The 16,072-nt window shown below is 75.1% G+C and carries 14 protein-coding genes; 8 read left to right on the top strand and 6 right to left on the bottom strand.

The genetic code is table 11. The features are described from left to right. Position 1: 1 nt before the first annotated feature. The gene (locus O7595_RS25805; protein ID WP_269730998.1) at positions 2-928 is read right to left on the bottom strand and encodes an SDR family oxidoreductase; all 927 of its coding nucleotides are present in this window, start codon (positions 926-928) and stop codon (positions 2-4) included. A gap of 66 nt (positions 929-994) precedes the next feature. Between O7595_RS25805 and O7595_RS25800 the strand changes: the two genes are divergently transcribed. From O7595_RS25800 to O7595_RS25785, 4 genes are read left to right on the top strand one after another with little or no spacing between them, the layout of a single operon-like run. Then, the gene (locus tag O7595_RS25800; RefSeq protein ID WP_269730997.1) at positions 995-1,738 is read left to right on the top strand and encodes an enoyl-CoA hydratase family protein; all 744 of its coding nucleotides are present in this window, start codon (positions 995-997) and stop codon (positions 1,736-1,738) included. A 3-nt stretch (positions 1,739-1,741) separates the two neighbouring features. Next, positions 1,742-2,593: a CoA transferase subunit A gene (locus O7595_RS25795; RefSeq protein WP_269730996.1), complete on the top strand. Its 852-nt coding sequence runs from the start codon at positions 1,742-1,744 to the stop codon at positions 2,591-2,593. Then, a complete protein-coding gene (locus O7595_RS25790) occupies positions 2,590-3,339 on the top strand; it encodes a CoA-transferase subunit beta (protein ID WP_269730995.1) in 750 nt (249 codons plus the stop codon). The genes O7595_RS25795 and O7595_RS25790 overlap by 4 nt, the downstream gene beginning before the upstream one ends. Next, positions 3,336-4,385 carry an NAD(P)H-dependent flavin oxidoreductase gene (locus tag O7595_RS25785; protein ID WP_269730994.1) on the top strand — a complete coding sequence of 350 codons (1,050 nt, stop codon included), beginning with the start codon at positions 3,336-3,338 and terminating at the stop codon, positions 4,383-4,385. Before O7595_RS25790 ends, O7595_RS25785 begins: the two co-directional genes overlap by 4 nt. Before the next feature lie 88 nt (positions 4,386-4,473). Here the strand turns inward: O7595_RS25785 and O7595_RS25780 are convergent, their stop codons facing one another. The 5 genes from O7595_RS25780 to O7595_RS25760 form a co-directional block, all read right to left on the bottom strand. Beyond that, entirely contained in the window at positions 4,474-6,243 is a 1,770-nt protein-coding gene (locus O7595_RS25780; RefSeq protein WP_269730993.1) for a DEAD/DEAH box helicase, read from the bottom strand. Positions 6,244-6,334: 91 nt separating this feature from the next. Further along, positions 6,335-6,538 (bottom strand): cold-shock protein, encoded by a 204-nt coding sequence (locus O7595_RS25775; RefSeq protein ID WP_017947512.1) that lies wholly within the window; start codon positions 6,536-6,538, stop codon positions 6,335-6,337. A gap of 243 nt (positions 6,539-6,781) precedes the next feature. After that, positions 6,782-7,939, bottom strand: coding sequence for an acetyl-CoA C-acetyltransferase (locus O7595_RS25770; RefSeq protein ID WP_269730991.1), 1,158 nt, complete (start codon positions 7,937-7,939; stop codon positions 6,782-6,784). A gap of 34 nt (positions 7,940-7,973) precedes the next feature. Continuing rightward, the gene (locus tag O7595_RS25765; RefSeq protein WP_269730990.1) at positions 7,974-8,588 is read right to left on the bottom strand and encodes a TetR/AcrR family transcriptional regulator; all 615 of its coding nucleotides are present in this window, start codon (positions 8,586-8,588) and stop codon (positions 7,974-7,976) included. Between the two features lie 112 nt (positions 8,589-8,700). Continuing rightward, positions 8,701-9,489, bottom strand: a complete 789-nt coding sequence (locus O7595_RS25760; protein WP_269730989.1) for an SDR family oxidoreductase — start codon at positions 9,487-9,489, stop codon at positions 8,701-8,703. A gap of 49 nt (positions 9,490-9,538) precedes the next feature. On the opposite strand from O7595_RS25760, the gene O7595_RS25755 reads away from it, so the two are divergent. The 4 genes from O7595_RS25755 (at position 9,539) to O7595_RS25740 (ending at position 15,943) form a co-directional block, all read left to right on the top strand. Then, a complete protein-coding gene (locus O7595_RS25755; RefSeq protein WP_269730988.1) occupies positions 9,539-10,690 on the top strand; it encodes an acyl-CoA dehydrogenase family protein in 1,152 nt (383 codons plus the stop codon). A 2-nt stretch (positions 10,691-10,692) separates the two neighbouring features. Then, entirely contained in the window at positions 10,693-11,679 is a 987-nt protein-coding gene (locus tag O7595_RS25750) for an acyl-CoA dehydrogenase family protein (protein ID WP_269730987.1), read from the top strand. Between the two features lie 537 nt (positions 11,680-12,216). Further along, on the top strand, positions 12,217-14,367 hold the full coding sequence (locus O7595_RS25745; RefSeq protein WP_269732625.1) for a DUF4139 domain-containing protein: 2,151 nt from the start codon (positions 12,217-12,219) through the stop codon (positions 14,365-14,367). A 4-nt stretch (positions 14,368-14,371) separates the two neighbouring features. After that, complete coding sequence (locus tag O7595_RS25740; RefSeq protein ID WP_269730986.1) at positions 14,372-15,943, top strand: DUF4139 domain-containing protein; 1,572 nt, start codon at positions 14,372-14,374, stop codon at positions 15,941-15,943. Positions 15,944-16,072 lie beyond the last annotated feature (129 nt).

Genomic DNA, 16,072 nt, shown 5'->3' with positions numbered 1-16,072 from the left:
CTCAGCCCTCCTTGTCGTCGGCGGCCCTCGCGGGGACGCCGGCCGCCCCGCCCACGGCGCCGTCCGCCCCGGGCCCTTCGCCGTCCGCCCCTGACCGGTCGCGGTCCGCCCCGGCCCCGTCGCCGTCATCCACTGCCCCACCGGCCGTCGCGGCCCCGCCGCCCGGCCCGCCCCCGTTGACCGTCGCCGCGCCGAGGAACGCGGGGCGCTCCCCTCCCCCGTGGACCAGCAGGGAGGCCCCGGTGATGTAGTCCGCGCGTGGGGACGCGAGGAACACCGCCGCGTCCCCGATCTCGTCCGGCTCGGCGAGCCGGCCCAGCGGTACGGTCCGGCCCACCGCCGCGACCCCGCGCTCGTCGCCGTAGTGGAGATGGGACAGCTCGGTGCGGACCATTCCGGGCACGACGGTGTTCACCCGCACGTCCGGCGCCCACTCCACCGCCATGGACCGGGCGAGGCTCTCCAGCCCCGCCTTGGCGGCTCCGTAGGCGGCCGTCCCTGGCGACGGCCGGGTCGCGCTCACGCTGCCGACCATCACGACGCACCCGCGCACGGCGCGCAGCAGCGGGTGGGCCGCGAGCGAGGCCGTCAGCGGTGCCACCAGGTTCAGTTCCAGCACCCGCGCGTGCCGCGCCGGGCCGCCGTCGTCCAGCGGCCGGTACGGCGCCCCGCCCGCGTTGTTGACCAGGACGTCGAGCCGGCCGTGGTGGCGTGCGATCCCGGCGAAGAAGTCCTCGACGGCCGCCGGGTCCCGCAGGTCGACGGGCTGGAACCGGGCCGTGCGGCCGGCGGAGACGACGGGTGCGCCGGGTGGCCTGCGGGCGCAGACGACGACGTCCGCCCCGGCCGCCAGGAACGCCCTCGCGATGCCCGCGCCGACACCGCGCGTTCCGCCGGTGACGACCGCGACCCTCCCGTCCAGCTCCATCGGCTGCTACCTTTCTGACGAGCAGTCACCTAACAAACGTTTGGTGGAAAGGTAGCTGATCCGCTGATGGGTGTCTCCACCGCAAGCCCGGAGAAGGGCGTTCGCCTCGTGACGGTCGACTTCCCGCCCGTCAACGCCCTCCCCGTCCACGGCTGGTACGCACTCGCCGACGCCGTGCGCGGCGCCGGCCGGGACCCGGAGGTCCGCTGTGTGGTCCTGGCCGCCGAGGGCCGCGGCTTCAACGCCGGCGTCGACATCAAGGAGTTGCAGCGCGACGCCGGGCACGATGCCCTGATCGGCGCCAACCGGGGCTGCCACGAGGCCTTCGGGGCCGTCTACGAGTGCGAGGTCCCCGTCGTCGCCGCCGTGCACGGTTTCTGCCTGGGAGGCGGGATCGGGCTCGTCGGGAACGCCGACGCCGCCGTGGCCTCCGAGGACGCCGTCTTCGGGCTGCCGGAGCTGGACCGGGGCGCGCTCGGGGCGGCCACGCACCTCTCCCGGCTCGTCCCCCAGCACCTGATGCGCACCCTCTACTACACCTCCCGCACCGTGACGGCCGCCGAGCTGCACGCCCACGGGTCGGTCTGGCGGGTCGTCCCCCGCGAGGGGCTCCGGGCCGCTGCCCTGGGGCTGGCGCGCGAGATCGCCGCCAAGGACGGCCGTCTGATCCGGTTGGCCAAGGCCGCCATCAACGGTATCGACCCCGTGGACGTGCACCGCAGCTACCGGTACGAGCAGGGCTTCACCTTCGAGGCGGACCTCGCCGGGACCGCGGGCCGCGTCCGGGACGCCTTCGGCAAGGAGGCGTGACCCGTGGCGGACAAGACGATGACCGCCGACGACGTCGCGGGACGGCTGCGCAGCGGCATGACCCTCGGCATCGGCGGCTGGGGCTCGCGCCGCAAGCCGATGGCCCTGGTACGGGCGCTGCTGCGGTCCGGGGTCACCGGTCTGACCGTCGTCTCCTACGGCGGCCCGGACGTGGGGATGCTCTGTGCGGCGGGGCGGGTCCGCAGGCTCGTCGCGCCGTTCGCGACGCTCGACTCGGTGCCGCTGGAACCCCACTTCCGGGCGGCGCGCGAAGCGGGGGCGATCGCGATGACGGAGCTGGACGAGGCGATGTTCATGTGGGGACTGCACGCCGCGGCGAACCGGCTCCCCTTCATGCCCGTGCGGGCCGGCCTCGGTTCGGACGTCATGCGGGTCAACCCGGAGCTGCGCACGGTCCGTTCGCCGTACGACGACGGCGAGGAGTTCGTCGCCGTCCCCGCACTGCGCCTGGACGCCGCCCTGGTCCACCTCAATCGCGCCGACCGCCTCGGCAACGGCCAGTACCTCGGGCCCGACCCCTACTTCGACGACCTCTTCTGCGAGGCGGCCGACGAGGCGTACGTCTCGTGCGAGCGGCTCGTGGAGACGGCCGAGCTGACCGAGGAAGCCGCCCCGCAGACCCTGCTGGTCGGTCGGCACAGCGTCACGGGGGTCGTCGAGGCCCCGGACGGGGCGCACTTCACGTCCTGCGCCCCCGACCACGCCCGTGACGAGTCCTTCCAGCGGCTGTACGCGACCACGCGGTGGCCGGAGTTCGCCGAGCGCTTCCTGTCCGGTCCCGACGAGCACGCCTACCGGTCCGCCGTGCGGACCTGGCACGAGGAGCAGCGGTGAGCGTCGACCAGGCCCGTGTCCCCGCACCGTCCCGCTCCGAGTACTGCGTGATCGCCTGCGCCGAGGCCTGGCGCGGCGACGGGGAGGTGCTGGCGAGCCCCATGGGGGTGATCCCGTCCCTCGGGGCCCGGCTCGCCCGGCACACCTTCTCCCCCGATCTGCTGCTCACCGACGGCGAGGCGCTGCTCGTCGGCCCCGGGGGCGAGGTGGAGGGATGGCTCCCGTACCGCCGCCATCTCACGATGGTGACCGGCGGCAGACGGCACGTCATGATGGGAGCGAGCCAGCTCGACCGGTACGGCAACCAGAACATCTCCTGCATCGGCGACTGGGCCCGGCCGGCGCGCCAGCTGCTCGGTGTGCGCGGAGCGCCGGTCAACACGCTCAACAATCGGGTCAGTTACTGGGTCCCCCGGCAGTCGCGCAGGGTCTTCGTCGAGAAGGTCGACATGGTCTGCGGCGTCGGGTACGACCGCGCGGAGGGGGCGCGCTTCCACCGCATCCCGCGTGTCGTCACGGATCTGGGCGTGTTCGACTTCGAGACACGGGACCGGTCGATGCGGCTGTGCTCACTGCACCCGGGCGTGACCGTGGAGGAGGCCCGGGAGGCGACCGGTTTCCCGCTCGCCGTCTCCGGCGGCGGCCCCGTCCCGTGCACCCGCGAACCCACCGCCGAGGAGCTGCGGCTCATCCGCGAGGTGCTCGATCCGGACGGCCGGCGCGACCGTGAGATCGGGGCCCGATGAGGACGGCGCTCACCGAGCTCACCGGAGTGCGGCACCCCATCGTCCAGACCGGCATGGGCTGGGTGGCGGGACCTCGGCTGGTCTCGGCGGCCGCGAACGCCGGCGCCCTGGGCGTCCTTGCCTCCGCGACGATGACGCCGGCCCGGCTGCGGCAGGCGGTCCGCGAGGTGAAGGCCCGCACTCAGGCGCCGTTCGGGGTCAATCTGCGGGCCGACGCCGGGGACGCCCGGGAACGGGTGCGGATCGTCGTGGACGAGGGCGTACCGGTGGCGTCGTTCGCGCTGGCCCCGTCCCGGGAGCTGATCGCGGAGCTCAAGGACGCGGGCGTGGTCGTGATCCCGTCGGTCGGCGCGCGGCGCCACGCCGAGAAGGTCGCGGCCTGGGGCGCCGACGCCGTGATCGTGCAGGGCGGCGAGGGCGGCGGGCACACCGGGGACGTGGCGACGACCGTGCTGCTGCCGCAGGTGGTGGACGCCGTGGACGTCCCGGTCGTCGCGGCGGGCGGATTCCACGACGGGCGCGGTCTGGTCGCCGCGCTCGCGTACGGGGCCGCGGGCATCGCCATGGGCACGCGCTTCCTGCTCACGTCCGACTCGACGGTGCCGGACGCGGTGAAGGCCCGTTATCTGGCGGCGTCCGTCGGGGACGTCACGGTCACCACCGCCGTCGACGGCCTGCCGCACCGTATGCTCCGCTCCGACCTCGTCGAGACCCTGGAACGTTCCGGTCGCATCCGCGCCCTGCTGCACGCGCTGCGCAGGGCGGCGGGCTTCCGGAAGCTCTCCGGGCTGTCCTGGCCGGAGATGGTCCGCGACGGCCTCGCGCTGCGGCACGGCAAGGACCTCTCCTGGAGCCAGGTGCTCCTCGCCGCGAACACGCCCATGCTGCTGCGGGCCGCGATGGTCGAGGGCCGCACCGATCTCGGTGTGATGGCGTCCGGCCAGGTCGCGGGGGTGATCGGGGACCTGCCGAGCTGCGGGGAGTTGGTCGCCCGGGTGATGGCGGAGGCGGAGGGGGTACTGCGGGAGCTGCGTACCGTGGCCTGAACCGTCCGTACCGGCCGCGGGCCGCGGCCCGCGCTCCCGACCGGGCCGGGACCGCCGGGCGGCTGCCCTCGCGGTCCCGGTCACGGCGTCAGCGGGCCGCGGCCCTGCTGCCCCTGGACCCGCCCGGCGGCCGGCCCGCGGTGCGTCCGCGGTTCTGCCCCGCGCCGTCCCCGGCACGTCCGGCACCGGTGCGTCCGGTTTCGCCGCGTCCTGCGCCGCCCTGGGCAGCCCGCCCTCCCCTCGCGCGTCCGCCGTCGTCACGTCCGGCTCCGCCCTGGGCCGCACGGCCGTTCCCGGCGCGCTCGGCGCCGCCCCGGGCGGCGCGGCCGCTCTTGGCACGTCCGCTGTCGCCCGATCCGCGCTCCGTGCGGCCGGCCTCGGCGCGCGCTCCGGTCCTGCGCCCGCCGTCGGTGCGGGCGCCTGCGTCCTCTCGGAGGGCCTCGTCACGTCCACCGGCACGGCCGCCGCCCTGCGCGCGTCTGCGCTTGGGCCGGGACTTCGCGGCAGCCGGCTGCGGGGCGTGGGGCGCCTCGATGGTCACCGCCACACCCGACGGTTCACGGGCTCCGGTCAGCCGGGCCAGCTCCTCGTCCCCGGACCTGACCGCGGCGGTGCGCGGAGTGATGCCGGCGTCCGCCATCAGCCGGGTCATCTCCCGCTTCTGGTCCGGCAGCACGAGGGTCACGACGCTGCCCGACTCGCCCGCCCGCGCGGTGCGGCCGCCCCGGTGCAGATAGTCCTTGTGGTCCGTCGGCGGATCGACGTTCACGACGAGATCCAGAGCGTCCACATGGATGCCGCGGGCGGCGACGTTGGTGGCGACCAGTGCGCTGACCTGGCCGTTCTTGAACTGGTCGAGGGTGCGGTTGCGTTGCGGCTGGCTCCGGCCCCCGTGCAGGCCGGCCGCCCGTACACCGCTGGCCAGCAGCCGCTTGACCAGACGGTCCACGGAGCGCTTGGTGTCGAGGAAGAGGATGACGCGGCCGTCGCGCGCCGCTATCCGCACGGTGACGGCCTTCTTGTCGGTCTCGTCGGCGACGTGGAGGACGTGGTGCTCCATGGTGGTGACCGCACCGGCGGACGGGTCGACCGAGTGCACCACGGGGTCGCTCAGGAACCCCCGTACCAGCCGGTCGATGTTCCGGTCCAGCGTGGCCGAGAACAGCATGCGCTGCCCGCCGGGATCCACCTGCTTCAACAGGACGGTGACCTGGGGGAGGAAGCCCATGTCGGCCATCTGGTCGGCCTCGTCCAGCACCGTGACCGCCACCTCGCCGAGACGGCAGTCGCCTCGCTCGACGAGGTCCTGCAGCCGCCCGGGCGTCGCCACGAGCACCTCGGCCCCGCGCCGCAGCTGGTTGGCCTGCTTGGTGATCGACAGCCCTCCGACGACCGTCGCCAGACGCAGGTTGACCGCGGTCGCGTAGGGGGCGAGGGCGTCCGTCACCTGCTGTGCCAGCTCCCGGGTGGGCACGAGCACCAGGCCGAGGGGGGCTCCCGGCTCCGCCCGGCGCCCGGCGGTGCGGGCGAGCAGCGCCAGCCCGAAGGCGAGGGTCTTGCCGGATCCGGTACGCCCGCGCCCGAGGAGATCACGGCCGGCGAGCGAGTTCGGCAGCGTCGCCGCCTGGATCGGGAACGGCTCCGTGACCCCCTGCGCGGCGAGGGCCTTCAGCAGCGCCGGCGGCAGGTCCGTCAGCTCCTCGAAGGCCCGTACGGCGGGCAGGGCCGGGACACGGGGCTCCGGAACGGTGAACTCCTGCGGGCCCGCCGTACGGCGGACACCGCCGGTCCCCTTCGGGGACCGCTTCGCCGTGCGCTCGGCCGGCCGCTTGCGGACGGGGCGTGCGGAACGAGTCATGCGATTTGCCTTCCTGGTGCTGAGCACAGCACAAGCCGGGGCCCGCACCGCGAGGGTGCGGGCCCCGGCCGCGTGGTACGCGTCCCGAGGGTCAGGCGGGGACGATGTTCTCCGCCTGCGGGCCCTTCGGGCCCTGCGTGACGTCGAAGGTGACCTTCTGGCCCTCCTGGAGCTCACGGAAGCCCTGGGTGGCGATGTTGGAGTAGTGGGCGAAGACGTCGGCGCCGCCGCCGTCCTGCGCGATGAAGCCGAAGCCCTTTTCCGAGTTGAACCACTTCACGGTGCCGGTGGCCATGTCATTCTCCCGATAGGTAGGGGCCCCATCCGGAGATGCCGGAAAAACGATAAAGCGCCTGCGGATCATTCCCGTCAGGCGCGCATAAAGTTCATGGGTACCAAACTGCAACCGTTACAACGTAGCACGCTTCGCCGCTGCTCCGTTCCCCCCGCTCGGCGAGTTCCGCCCCGTGTGCCCGGGAACGGGGACCGGTCCGGCCGCGGCGATCGGCACGCCGGAGCCCGCGGCCGGTGCCCGGCACTACATCCGTTCGATGATCGTCACGTTCGCCTGGCCGCCGCCCTCGCACATCGTCTGGAGCCCGAACCGGCCGCCCGTGCGCTCCAGTTCGTGCAGCAGCGTGGTCATCAGCCGGACCCCCGTGGCACCCAGGGGGTGCCCGAGCGCGATGGCGCCGCCGTTGACGTTGACGCGGTCCGGGTCGGCGCCCGTCTCCTTCAGCCAGGCCAGGGCCACCGGGGCGAACGCCTCGTTGATCTCGAAGAGGTCGATGTCGTCGATCGTCAGTCCGGTCTTCTCCAGCGCGTGCGCCGTCGCCGGGATCGGCGCGGAGAGCATCCGGACCGGGTCCTCACCGCGCACCGAGAGGTGGTGCACGCGGGCGCGGGGGGTCAGCCCGTGCTCCCGTACGGCGCGTTCGCCCGCGAGCAGCATCGCCGCCGCGCCGTCCGACACCTGGGAGGAGCAGGCGGCGGTGATCGTGCCGCCCGGGACCACGGGCGGCAGGGCGGCCATCCGCTCCAGGGTGGTGTCGCGGCGCGGTCCCTCGTCCACGGTGACGTCGCCGTGGGCGACGGTCTCCCGGGCGAAGCGGCCCTCGTCGATCGCGCGCACGGCCCGCCGGTGCGAGCCGAGGGCGTACTCCTCCATGTCGCCGCGGGAGACGCCCCACTCCCGGGCGATGAGTTCGGCGCCGTGGAACTGGTCGACGGGCGCGTCGCCGTACCTGGCCCGCCAGCCCTCGCTGCCGGCGAACGGGCCCTCGGTCAGCCCGAGCGGCTCGGCGGCCCGCCGGGAGGCGAAGGCGATGGGGATCTGCGACATGTTCTGCACACCGCCGGCGACGACGAGGTCCTGGGTGCCGGACATCACACCCTGCGCGGCGAAGTGCACGGCCTGCTGCGAGGAGCCGCACTGGCGGTCGACGGTCACGCCGGGCACCTCCTCCGGCAGCCCGGCGGCCAGCCAGCTCGTCCGGGCGATGTCGCCCGCCTGCGGGCCGACCGTGTCGAGGCAGCCGAAGACGACGTCGTCCACGGCCACCGGGTCGATCCCGCAGCGGTCGACCAGGGCCCGCAGCACGTGCGCGCCCAGGTCGGCGGGGTGCACGGCGGCGAGGCCGCCCCCGCGCCGGCCCACCGGGGTGCGGACCGCTTCGACGATGAATGCCTCGGCCATGACTGTTCCTCCAGGGTCGGCGGACGTGCGGCGCTCAGTCCCGTACGGCGATGCCGTCCAGGACCATCGACAGGTACTGCCGGGCGATCTCCTCGGGGGCGTGGTGGCCGCCCGGCCGGTACCAGGACGCCGCGACCCACACCGTGTCGCGGACGAAGCGGTAGGTGAGCCGGACGTCCAGGTCGTCCCGGAAGACGCCCGCGGCGACCCCGCGCTCCAGCGTCCCGAGCCACGCCTTCTCGAACCGCTGCTGGGAGTCGGCGAGATAGCGGAAGCGGGGCAGGGCGGAGAGGTGCCGGGACTCCTTCTGGTAGATGGCGACGGCCGCGCGGTGCCGGTCGATCTCCCGGAAGGACTCGGTGACGAGCGCCTCGATGGTCTCCCTCGGCCCGAGCCCGGCGGCGAGGACGGCGTCGTACCCCGCCCACAGCTCGTCGAGGAAGGTGGAGAGGATCTCGTCGACGATCGACTCCTTGGAGTCGAAGTGGTAGTAGAGGCTGCCCGCGAGCATTCCCGCCTCGTCGGCGATCCTGCGCACGGTGGTGGCGTTGTAGCCGTGGGCGGCGAAGACCTCGGCGGCGGTGCCGAGGAGTTCGCGGCGCCGCTCGGGCGAGGCGCTCACCTGGTTCTTCTTCTTGGTCGTGGCCACATGTCCATTCTGGTCCGGCTCGGGGCGGCCCGCGGACGGCCGGTCCCGCCCGGGTGGCGGGCGCGGCCGGTCCCACCCCGGGCCTGCGGTCGTCCGGTCCATCCCGGCGCCCCTACGGGTGCTGGGAGCTGACGGACACGGTCTCGCCGGTCATGTACGAGGAGTAGCCGCTGGCGAGGAAGACGATCACGTTGGCGACCTCCCAGGGCTCGGCGTACCGGCCGAACGCCTCGCGGGCGGCGAGGTCCGCCAGCAGTTCGGCGGAGGTGACCTTCACCAGGTGCGGGTGCATGGCGAGACTGGGGGCCACGGCGTTGACGCGGACCCCGAACTCCGCCGCCTCGACGGCGGCGCACCGGGTGAGGGCCATGACCCCGGCCTTGGCGGCCGCGTAGTGGGCCTGCCCGGCCTGGGCCCGCCATCCGACGACGGAGGCGTTGTTGACGACGACTCCCCCGCGGCCGGTGTCGCGGAAGGCCCGCAGCGCGGCCCGGGTGCACCGGAACGTGCCGTTCAGGGTGACGTCGAGAACACGGGACCACTGGGCGTCGGTCATGTCGACGAGCGCGGCCGTCCCGCCGAGGCCCGCGTTGTTGACGACGACGTCGGGACCGCCGTGGAGCCGTACGGCTTCGCCGAGGAGGGCACGCACCTGCGTCTCGTCCGTGACGTCGCAGACCAGGGAGGCGACCGCGTCCGGACCGAACTCCTCCGCGAGCGCCTCCTCCGTCTCCTTCAGACGTCGGGCGTGGACGTCCGAGATGAGGACCCGCGCGCCCTCCTCCAGGAACCGCCGGGCGGTGGCCCCGCCGATCCCGGCCCCGGCGGCGGCCGTGACGACGGCGGTCCGACCGGCCAGCAGCGCGTGCCCCGGAACGTACTGAGCCTTGTTGTCCGTCACACCGGCACGTTAACCTACCAAACACTTGTTAGGGAACCGAGGTGCGCTGATGGAACTGACGCACACGGCGGACGAGGACGCGTTCCGCGCCGAGGCCCGCGCCTGGCTGCGCGCGCACGTCCCGGACGCGCCGCTGCCCTCGTTGGAGACCCGGGAGGGCTTCGCCGAGCACCGGCGGTGGGAGGCGGGGCTGGCCGCCGGCCGCTGGTCGGCGGTGTCGTGGCCGGAGCGGTACGGCGGCCGCGGGGCGGACGTCTTCCGCTGGCTGGTGTTCGAGGAGGAGTACTACGCGGCGGGCGCCCCCGGCCGGGTCTCCCAGAACGGCATCAGCCTGCTGGCACCCACCCTGTTCGACCACGGCACGGAGGAGCAGCGGGCCCGGATCCTGCCGCCCATGGCGAGCGGCGAGGTGGTGTGGGCCCAGGCCTGGTCCGAGCCGGAGGCCGGCTCGGACCTCGCGTCGCTGCGCTCCCGCGCGGTCCGAACGGCGGGCGGCTGGCTGCTGTCCGGCCAGAAGACGTGGTCGTCGCGGGCGGCCTTCGCGGACCGGGCGTTCGGTCTCTTCCGCACCGACCCGGACGCCGGGCGGCGGCACCGGGGGCTGACGTACCTGATGTTCGACCTGCGGGCCCCCGGGGTCACGGTCCGGCCGATCCGCCGGCTGGACGGAAAACCCGCGTTCGCCGAGCTGTTCCTGGACGAGGTGTTCGTCCCGGACGAGGACGTGATCGGCGAACCGGGGCACGGCTGGCGCATCGCCATGTCGACGACGGGCAGCGAGCGCGGGCTCGTGCTCCGCTCCCCCGGCCGCTATCTGGCCGCTGCGCGGCGCCTGGTGGAGCTGTGGGGGGCCGCGGCCGACCCGTCCGACACGGCCCTGCGCGACCGCGTCGCCGACGCGGTGATCGGCGCGCGGGCGTACCAGTTGTTCACGTACGCGGGCGCCTCGCGTCTCGCGGCCGGCACACCGGCAGGCGCGGAGTCGAGCCTGAACAAGGTGTTCTGGTCCGAGTACGACATCTCCCTGCACGAGACGGCGCTCGACCTGCTCGGCGCGGCGGGCGAACCGGCCGACGGGCCCGGCGGGTGGACGGAGGGATACGTCTTCGCCCTGGCCGGGCCGGTCTACGCGGGCACGAACGAGATCCAGCGCGACATCATCGCCGAGCGGCTGCTCGGCCTGCCGAAGGGACGCCGCTGACCATGCGCTTCCTGCCGACCGACGAACAGCTCGCGTTCGTCCGCTCGTTGGACGCGCTGCTGTCGGCCGCGGACACGCCCGCGGCGGCGCGCGCCTGGGCGGCGGGCGACCCGGCACCGGGCCGGGCGCTGTGGTCGCGGATCGCCGATGCCGGCGTGTTGGCGCTGGCCGTGCCCGAGGCGTACGAGGGGGTCGGGCCGCTGCCGGTCGAACTGGCCCTCGCGTTCGTCGAGCTGGGCCGGCGCGCCGCGCCGGGGCCACTGGTGGAGACGGTCGCGGGCGCGGTACTCGTGGCGGCACTGGACGAGCCCGCACTCGCCGAACGCCTGCTGCCCGGCATCGCGTCGGGCGGCCTGCTGGTCTCGCTGCACATGCCCGGGACGGGACCGTACGCCCTGGACGCGGACGCGGCGGACCGTCTGCTCGTGGTCGATCACGGCGACGGCGCGGCATTGCGGATCGCCGCCGGGCACGGGCCCGTGCGCGCCTCCGTCGACCCGGTGCGGCGACTCGCCGTGCCCGGCGCCGGCGGGGAGACGGTCGCCGCCGGGCCGGCGGTCGCGGCGGCGGTGCGGCAGGCGACGGGCTGGGCGCGGCTCGCGACGGCGGCCCAGGCGCTCGGCGTCGGGCTCGCGCTGCTGGAGCGGACCGTCGCCTACGTGCGGCAGCGCAGCCAGTTCGGGGCGCCGATCGGCTCCTTCCAGGCGGTCAAGCACCGGCTGGCGGACACGCTGATCGCCCTGGAGTTCGCCCGGCCGCTCGTGCACGGGGCGGCGCTCACGCTCACCGCCGCGGATGTCGCGGCGGCGAAGACCGCCGCGGGCGAGGCCGCGTACGCCGCCGCCCGCACCGCGCTCCAACTCCACGGTGCGGTGGGCTACACCGACGAACTGGACCTCTCCCTGTGGCTGCGCAAGGCGCGCCCGCTGCGGGACGCGTGGGGCACCCCTGCGCAGTGCAGGGCGGCGGTACTGGAGGGCTGGACCTGAGCCGGGGCGTGGCCGGGACGCGGCGCGGGGGATGGCCGGGACGCGGCGCGGGGGATGGCCGGGACGCGGCGCGGGGCGTGCGGATACGCCGTGCGCCGGTGCTGCCCGAACCGCCTCCGTCGCCGGCGCGCCGCCCGGCCACCCGCGGACACGGCCGGCCGGTGCGTCCGTGCACGCCGACGCCGCCGGCCCTGGCGGCGCGGACGGTGCCGGAACCCGAGCGGGTACCTCCGACACCCGGGACCGCCGGAACCGCGTGAGCCGCCTGAGCCGCGCCCTCCGACGCCACCGCAGACCCGGGCATCGCCACCCACCGAGACCCTGCACCTCCGGTACCACCGGAGCCGAACGGGACCGGAACCCCGACCGCCGGAGCCACTGGGGCCGAGCGCTCCGGTGCCGCCGCAGACCCGGGCGTCCGGTACCGCACCGGAGTCGAGCGCGCCGGCATCCGGGTCGTCCGGACGCCGCCGGGCGGGCCGGCCGCTCGCGTAGGCTTCGCTCCACGTGGACGCAACTGGGGGCGGGGGCGGGCCGATGGCGGCCGAGACGGCACAGGGTTGGGGATCGACCCTCGATTCGGTGGTGGTGTACGCGCAGGGCGCGCTCTGCCGCCGGCTGGCCCGGGGAGTCGTGCCGCCGGACGGCCGGGTGCGGGTGGAGGGACTCCCCCGCTCGCTGGACGCAGGTTCCCTGCGGGCCCGGGTCCTCGGCAGGTCCGGTGTACGGGTCGTCGAAGCCCGGGTTGAGGTCGAGGCGGAGCCGGCCGCCGGCGAGAACGCCGACGGCCTGTGGCGCGAGGTCGAACGGCTGCGCGACGAGCGCGCGGCGGCGGAGGGGCGCAGGGACCGTCAACTCGGCCTGATCGAGGAGGTCGAGGCGTTGCGTCCGGTCCCGCCCGCCCGCAGGCGCGAGGACCCGCACCGCCGCACACCGGTCGACGCCTGGCTCGGGCTCGGCGACTTCGTCGAGGAACGGCTGACGCTTCTTCACGCCCGGCTCGCCGAACTGGAGAAGGCACTGCGCGACGTCGACCACGACTTCGACGTCGCCGTGGCCAAGCTCGAACGCGCCTCCACCGACGCACCGTCGGCGCATGTGGAGACCGCGGTCTCCGTGGTGCTGACACTCAAGGGGGCCGGAGACGACGCCGAGGTCGGAGCGCGATCCGAAGCCGGGATCGGAGCCGGGGACGGCGAGCGGGAGCCGGGGGCGGACGCGGCGGAGGTCGAGGTGGAACTGGAGTACGGGGTGCCGGGCGCGGTCTGGGTGCCCGCCTACCGGCTCACCCACCGTCAGGGCGACGGCAGCGGCCGACTGGTGCTGCGCGCCTCGGTCGCCCAGCGCACCGGCGAGGACTGGACGGGGGTACGCGTCGGTCTGTCCACCGCCGACCTGCGGCGGCGTACGGACCTGCCGAGGCTCCGCTCGATCCGGATCGGGCGCCGTCAGCCCGCCCCCGCGCCCTCCGGCTGGCGTGAGCCCCCGGCAGGACTCGCCGACCTGTTCACGGGTTACGACGCGGCGGGTCCGCGTCCTGCCGCCGGGGCCGGCGCCAAGGTCGGCGCCCTGCCCGTCACTGCCGGCCCACCGCCCGTTCCCGCCCCGCCACCCCCGCCGGCTCCGCAGGGCCACGGCGCTCCGCCCGGGGCGCTCCCGGTCCCCGGCGGTACGGCCGGCCCCGCCCCGGCGGCATTCGGCGGCGGGGTGCCCGACCTCGCGCGACCGGCCGGGGCACGACCGGGCGGCGGGCCTCGTGCGCGCGGCGCGTCCTTCGCGGCCCACGCCCCCGTGGCACCTGCCGCTCCCGGCAGTCCCGCACCGCCACCGCCGCAGCAACCGGTGGCCGGGCCTCCGCGGCCGAGCGGCGCCGAGCTCGACTACGCCGGCCTCGTCCTCAGCGGCCCGGACGAGCAGCGCGGTCGACGGGGGCGGCTCTTCCCGGCCTCCTCCGGCGACCTGGTGGCCGCCGAGCACCGCCGCCGGGCCGAGGGCGTGGCCGCCCTGCCACTGCCCGGGCACGCCGTACGACCCCGCGAGTCGGCGGGCTCCTTCGACCACCGCTTCGACGCCGCGGCACGCGCCGACATCCCGTCGGACGGCACCTGGCACACCGTCACCGTCACGGAGATGCCGGTCGGTCTGCGTACCGAATACCTCTGTGTACCGTCCGTGGAGGAGATCGTGTATGCCACGCTGGTGCTCTCCAACGCGACCGAACGGGCGCTGCTGGCCGGCCCGGTGGAGGTCACCGTGGACGACGGCTTCGTCCTGACCGCAGCACTGCCCACGCTCGCCCCCGGCGGGGAGCGCCGGGTGGGCCTCGGACCGGCCGAGGCCGTCCGGGTCACCCGGCGCACCGAGCTGCGCGAGTCCGCCGCGGGGCTGCGCAACAGCACGACCGTGCTCGACCACCGCGTCCACGTGGAGCTGGCCAACCGGCTGGGGAGCCCCGTCACCGTGGAGGTCCACGAGCGCGTCCCGGTCACCTCGGAACCGGACGTCCGGATCGAGGAGCGGGCCGACTGGGTGGCGCCCGTGGACGGTGAAGGGACCGAGCACCACGCCCCGGGCACCCGTGTCTGGCGGGTGGACCTGCCCGCCGGCGGCACCGCCGCGCTCGACGGCGGCTACGAGATCCGCGTCCCGGCCGGCAAGGCGCTGGCCGGCGGCAACCGGAGGAGCTGACGCCATGTCCACCGTCCCGCCGCCGATCTCCCTTCCCGTCACCGCCGTCACCTGTCTGGAGGACCGGGCCCACGTCGAGCGCGTCGCGGTGCTCGGCCTGGAGGCCGGGGTCCAGCGGCTGCGTCTCGGACCCGTCGCCGCGACGGCCGTCGACCGCACCCTGAACGCCGAGTTGACGACCGATCACGCGGACCGTCCGGCGAGCGTGCTCGATCTGCGGATCGTCCGCGACCGGACGCCGCGGAACCCGCAGCCGCCCACCGGCGACGACTCGGCGCTCCGCCGTCGCGAGCACGAACTCGAAGAGGAACAGCGGGCCCTGGAACAGCGGCGCGACCGCCTCCGGGCCCGCCTCGACCTGCTCGGTCGGCTCGCCGCCGATCTGCTGCGGGAGATCGGCGAGGGCGCCGGGGCGGGCGAGGCCGAACCGGAACGCTGGGCCCGCGAACTGGACCGGGTGGACACCGAGCGCGACACCTACGGCGAGGAACTCCGCACCGTGGAGGCCCGGCTGGCCGCCGTCGCGGCCGGACTCGGGGAGACCCGAGGGGCGCTGGCCCTCGCCGAGACGGAGCCCGCCGAGCTGATCGGCCACGTCGAGCTGACCGTGGACGCCGCGGCGGCCGGACCGGCCCGCCTGCGGCTGACCCATCTGACTCCGTGTGCCCTGTGGCGGCCCGCCTACCGGGCCGTGCTCGACGGCGGGACCCTGACGCTGGAGACCGACGCGATGGTCTGGCAGCGCACCGGCGAGGACTGGTCGGACGCACGGCTGACGTTCTCCACCGCCCGCTCGGCACTGGCCACCGACCCGCCGCGGCTCGGCGAGGACCGGCTGACGCTCAGGGACCGCTCCGCGGCCGAGCGCCGCACGGTCGACGTCGAACTGCGCGAGGAGGAGATCGGGGACCTCGGCCCGGTCCCTGTGGTCGGCCTGCCCGGGGTGGACGACGGAGGCGAGGTGCGGGTGCTGGAGTCCCCGGCCCCGGTCTCGGTGGCCGGCGACGGTCGCGCCCACCGGGTGCCGGTGTCCGCCTTCACGACCGACGCGCGAAGTGAGTTCGCCTGCTCCCCCGAACTGTCCCCGCTGGTCACACAGGTGGTGTGGTGCGACAACCGGTCCGGCCACGCACTGCTCGCGGGGCCCGTGGACCTGATCCGCGACAGCGGTTTCACCGGCCGCGGAGCGCTGGGCTTCACGGCCCCGGGCGCCCCCGTCGAGCTGGCCTTCGGCAGCTCCGACGACCACCGTGTGGTGAGGGAGGCCGAGGAGACCCGCGCCACCGCCGGGCTCACCCAGCGGACCGTGGTCACCCGCACGGTCCGGCTGCACGTGTCCCGCTTCTCCGCCCCCGGGGAGCACGGGGACCGGGTGGTCGTCCTCCGCGAGCGGATCCCGGTGTCCGAGGTCTCGGCGGTGGAGGTCAGCCTGCGCAAGGAAGCCTGCTCGCCGGCGCCCGACGTGCTCGACGCCGACGGCATGGCCCGCTGGGACGTCGCCCTCCCGCCCGGCGGCCACCGCACGGTCACACTGGTCTACGAACTGTCGGCGAGCGCCAAGGTGGCCGGGCTCTGAGCTACCGCCCGGGACCGCGCGGGGCGCCCCCCTTCCGGCGACCGGGCGAACGTGGCACCGCCACGACCTGCCCAGCTGTTGCTCATGGGCCCAGGAAACCCCGAATACCGGACATCTGCCGTCCGGTGT

This window comes from Streptomyces sp. WMMC940 (genome assembly GCF_027460265.1).
Lineage (GTDB): Bacteria > Actinomycetota > Actinomycetes > Streptomycetales > Streptomycetaceae > Streptomyces.
This window is presented reverse-complemented; position numbering and strand designations above follow the sequence as displayed.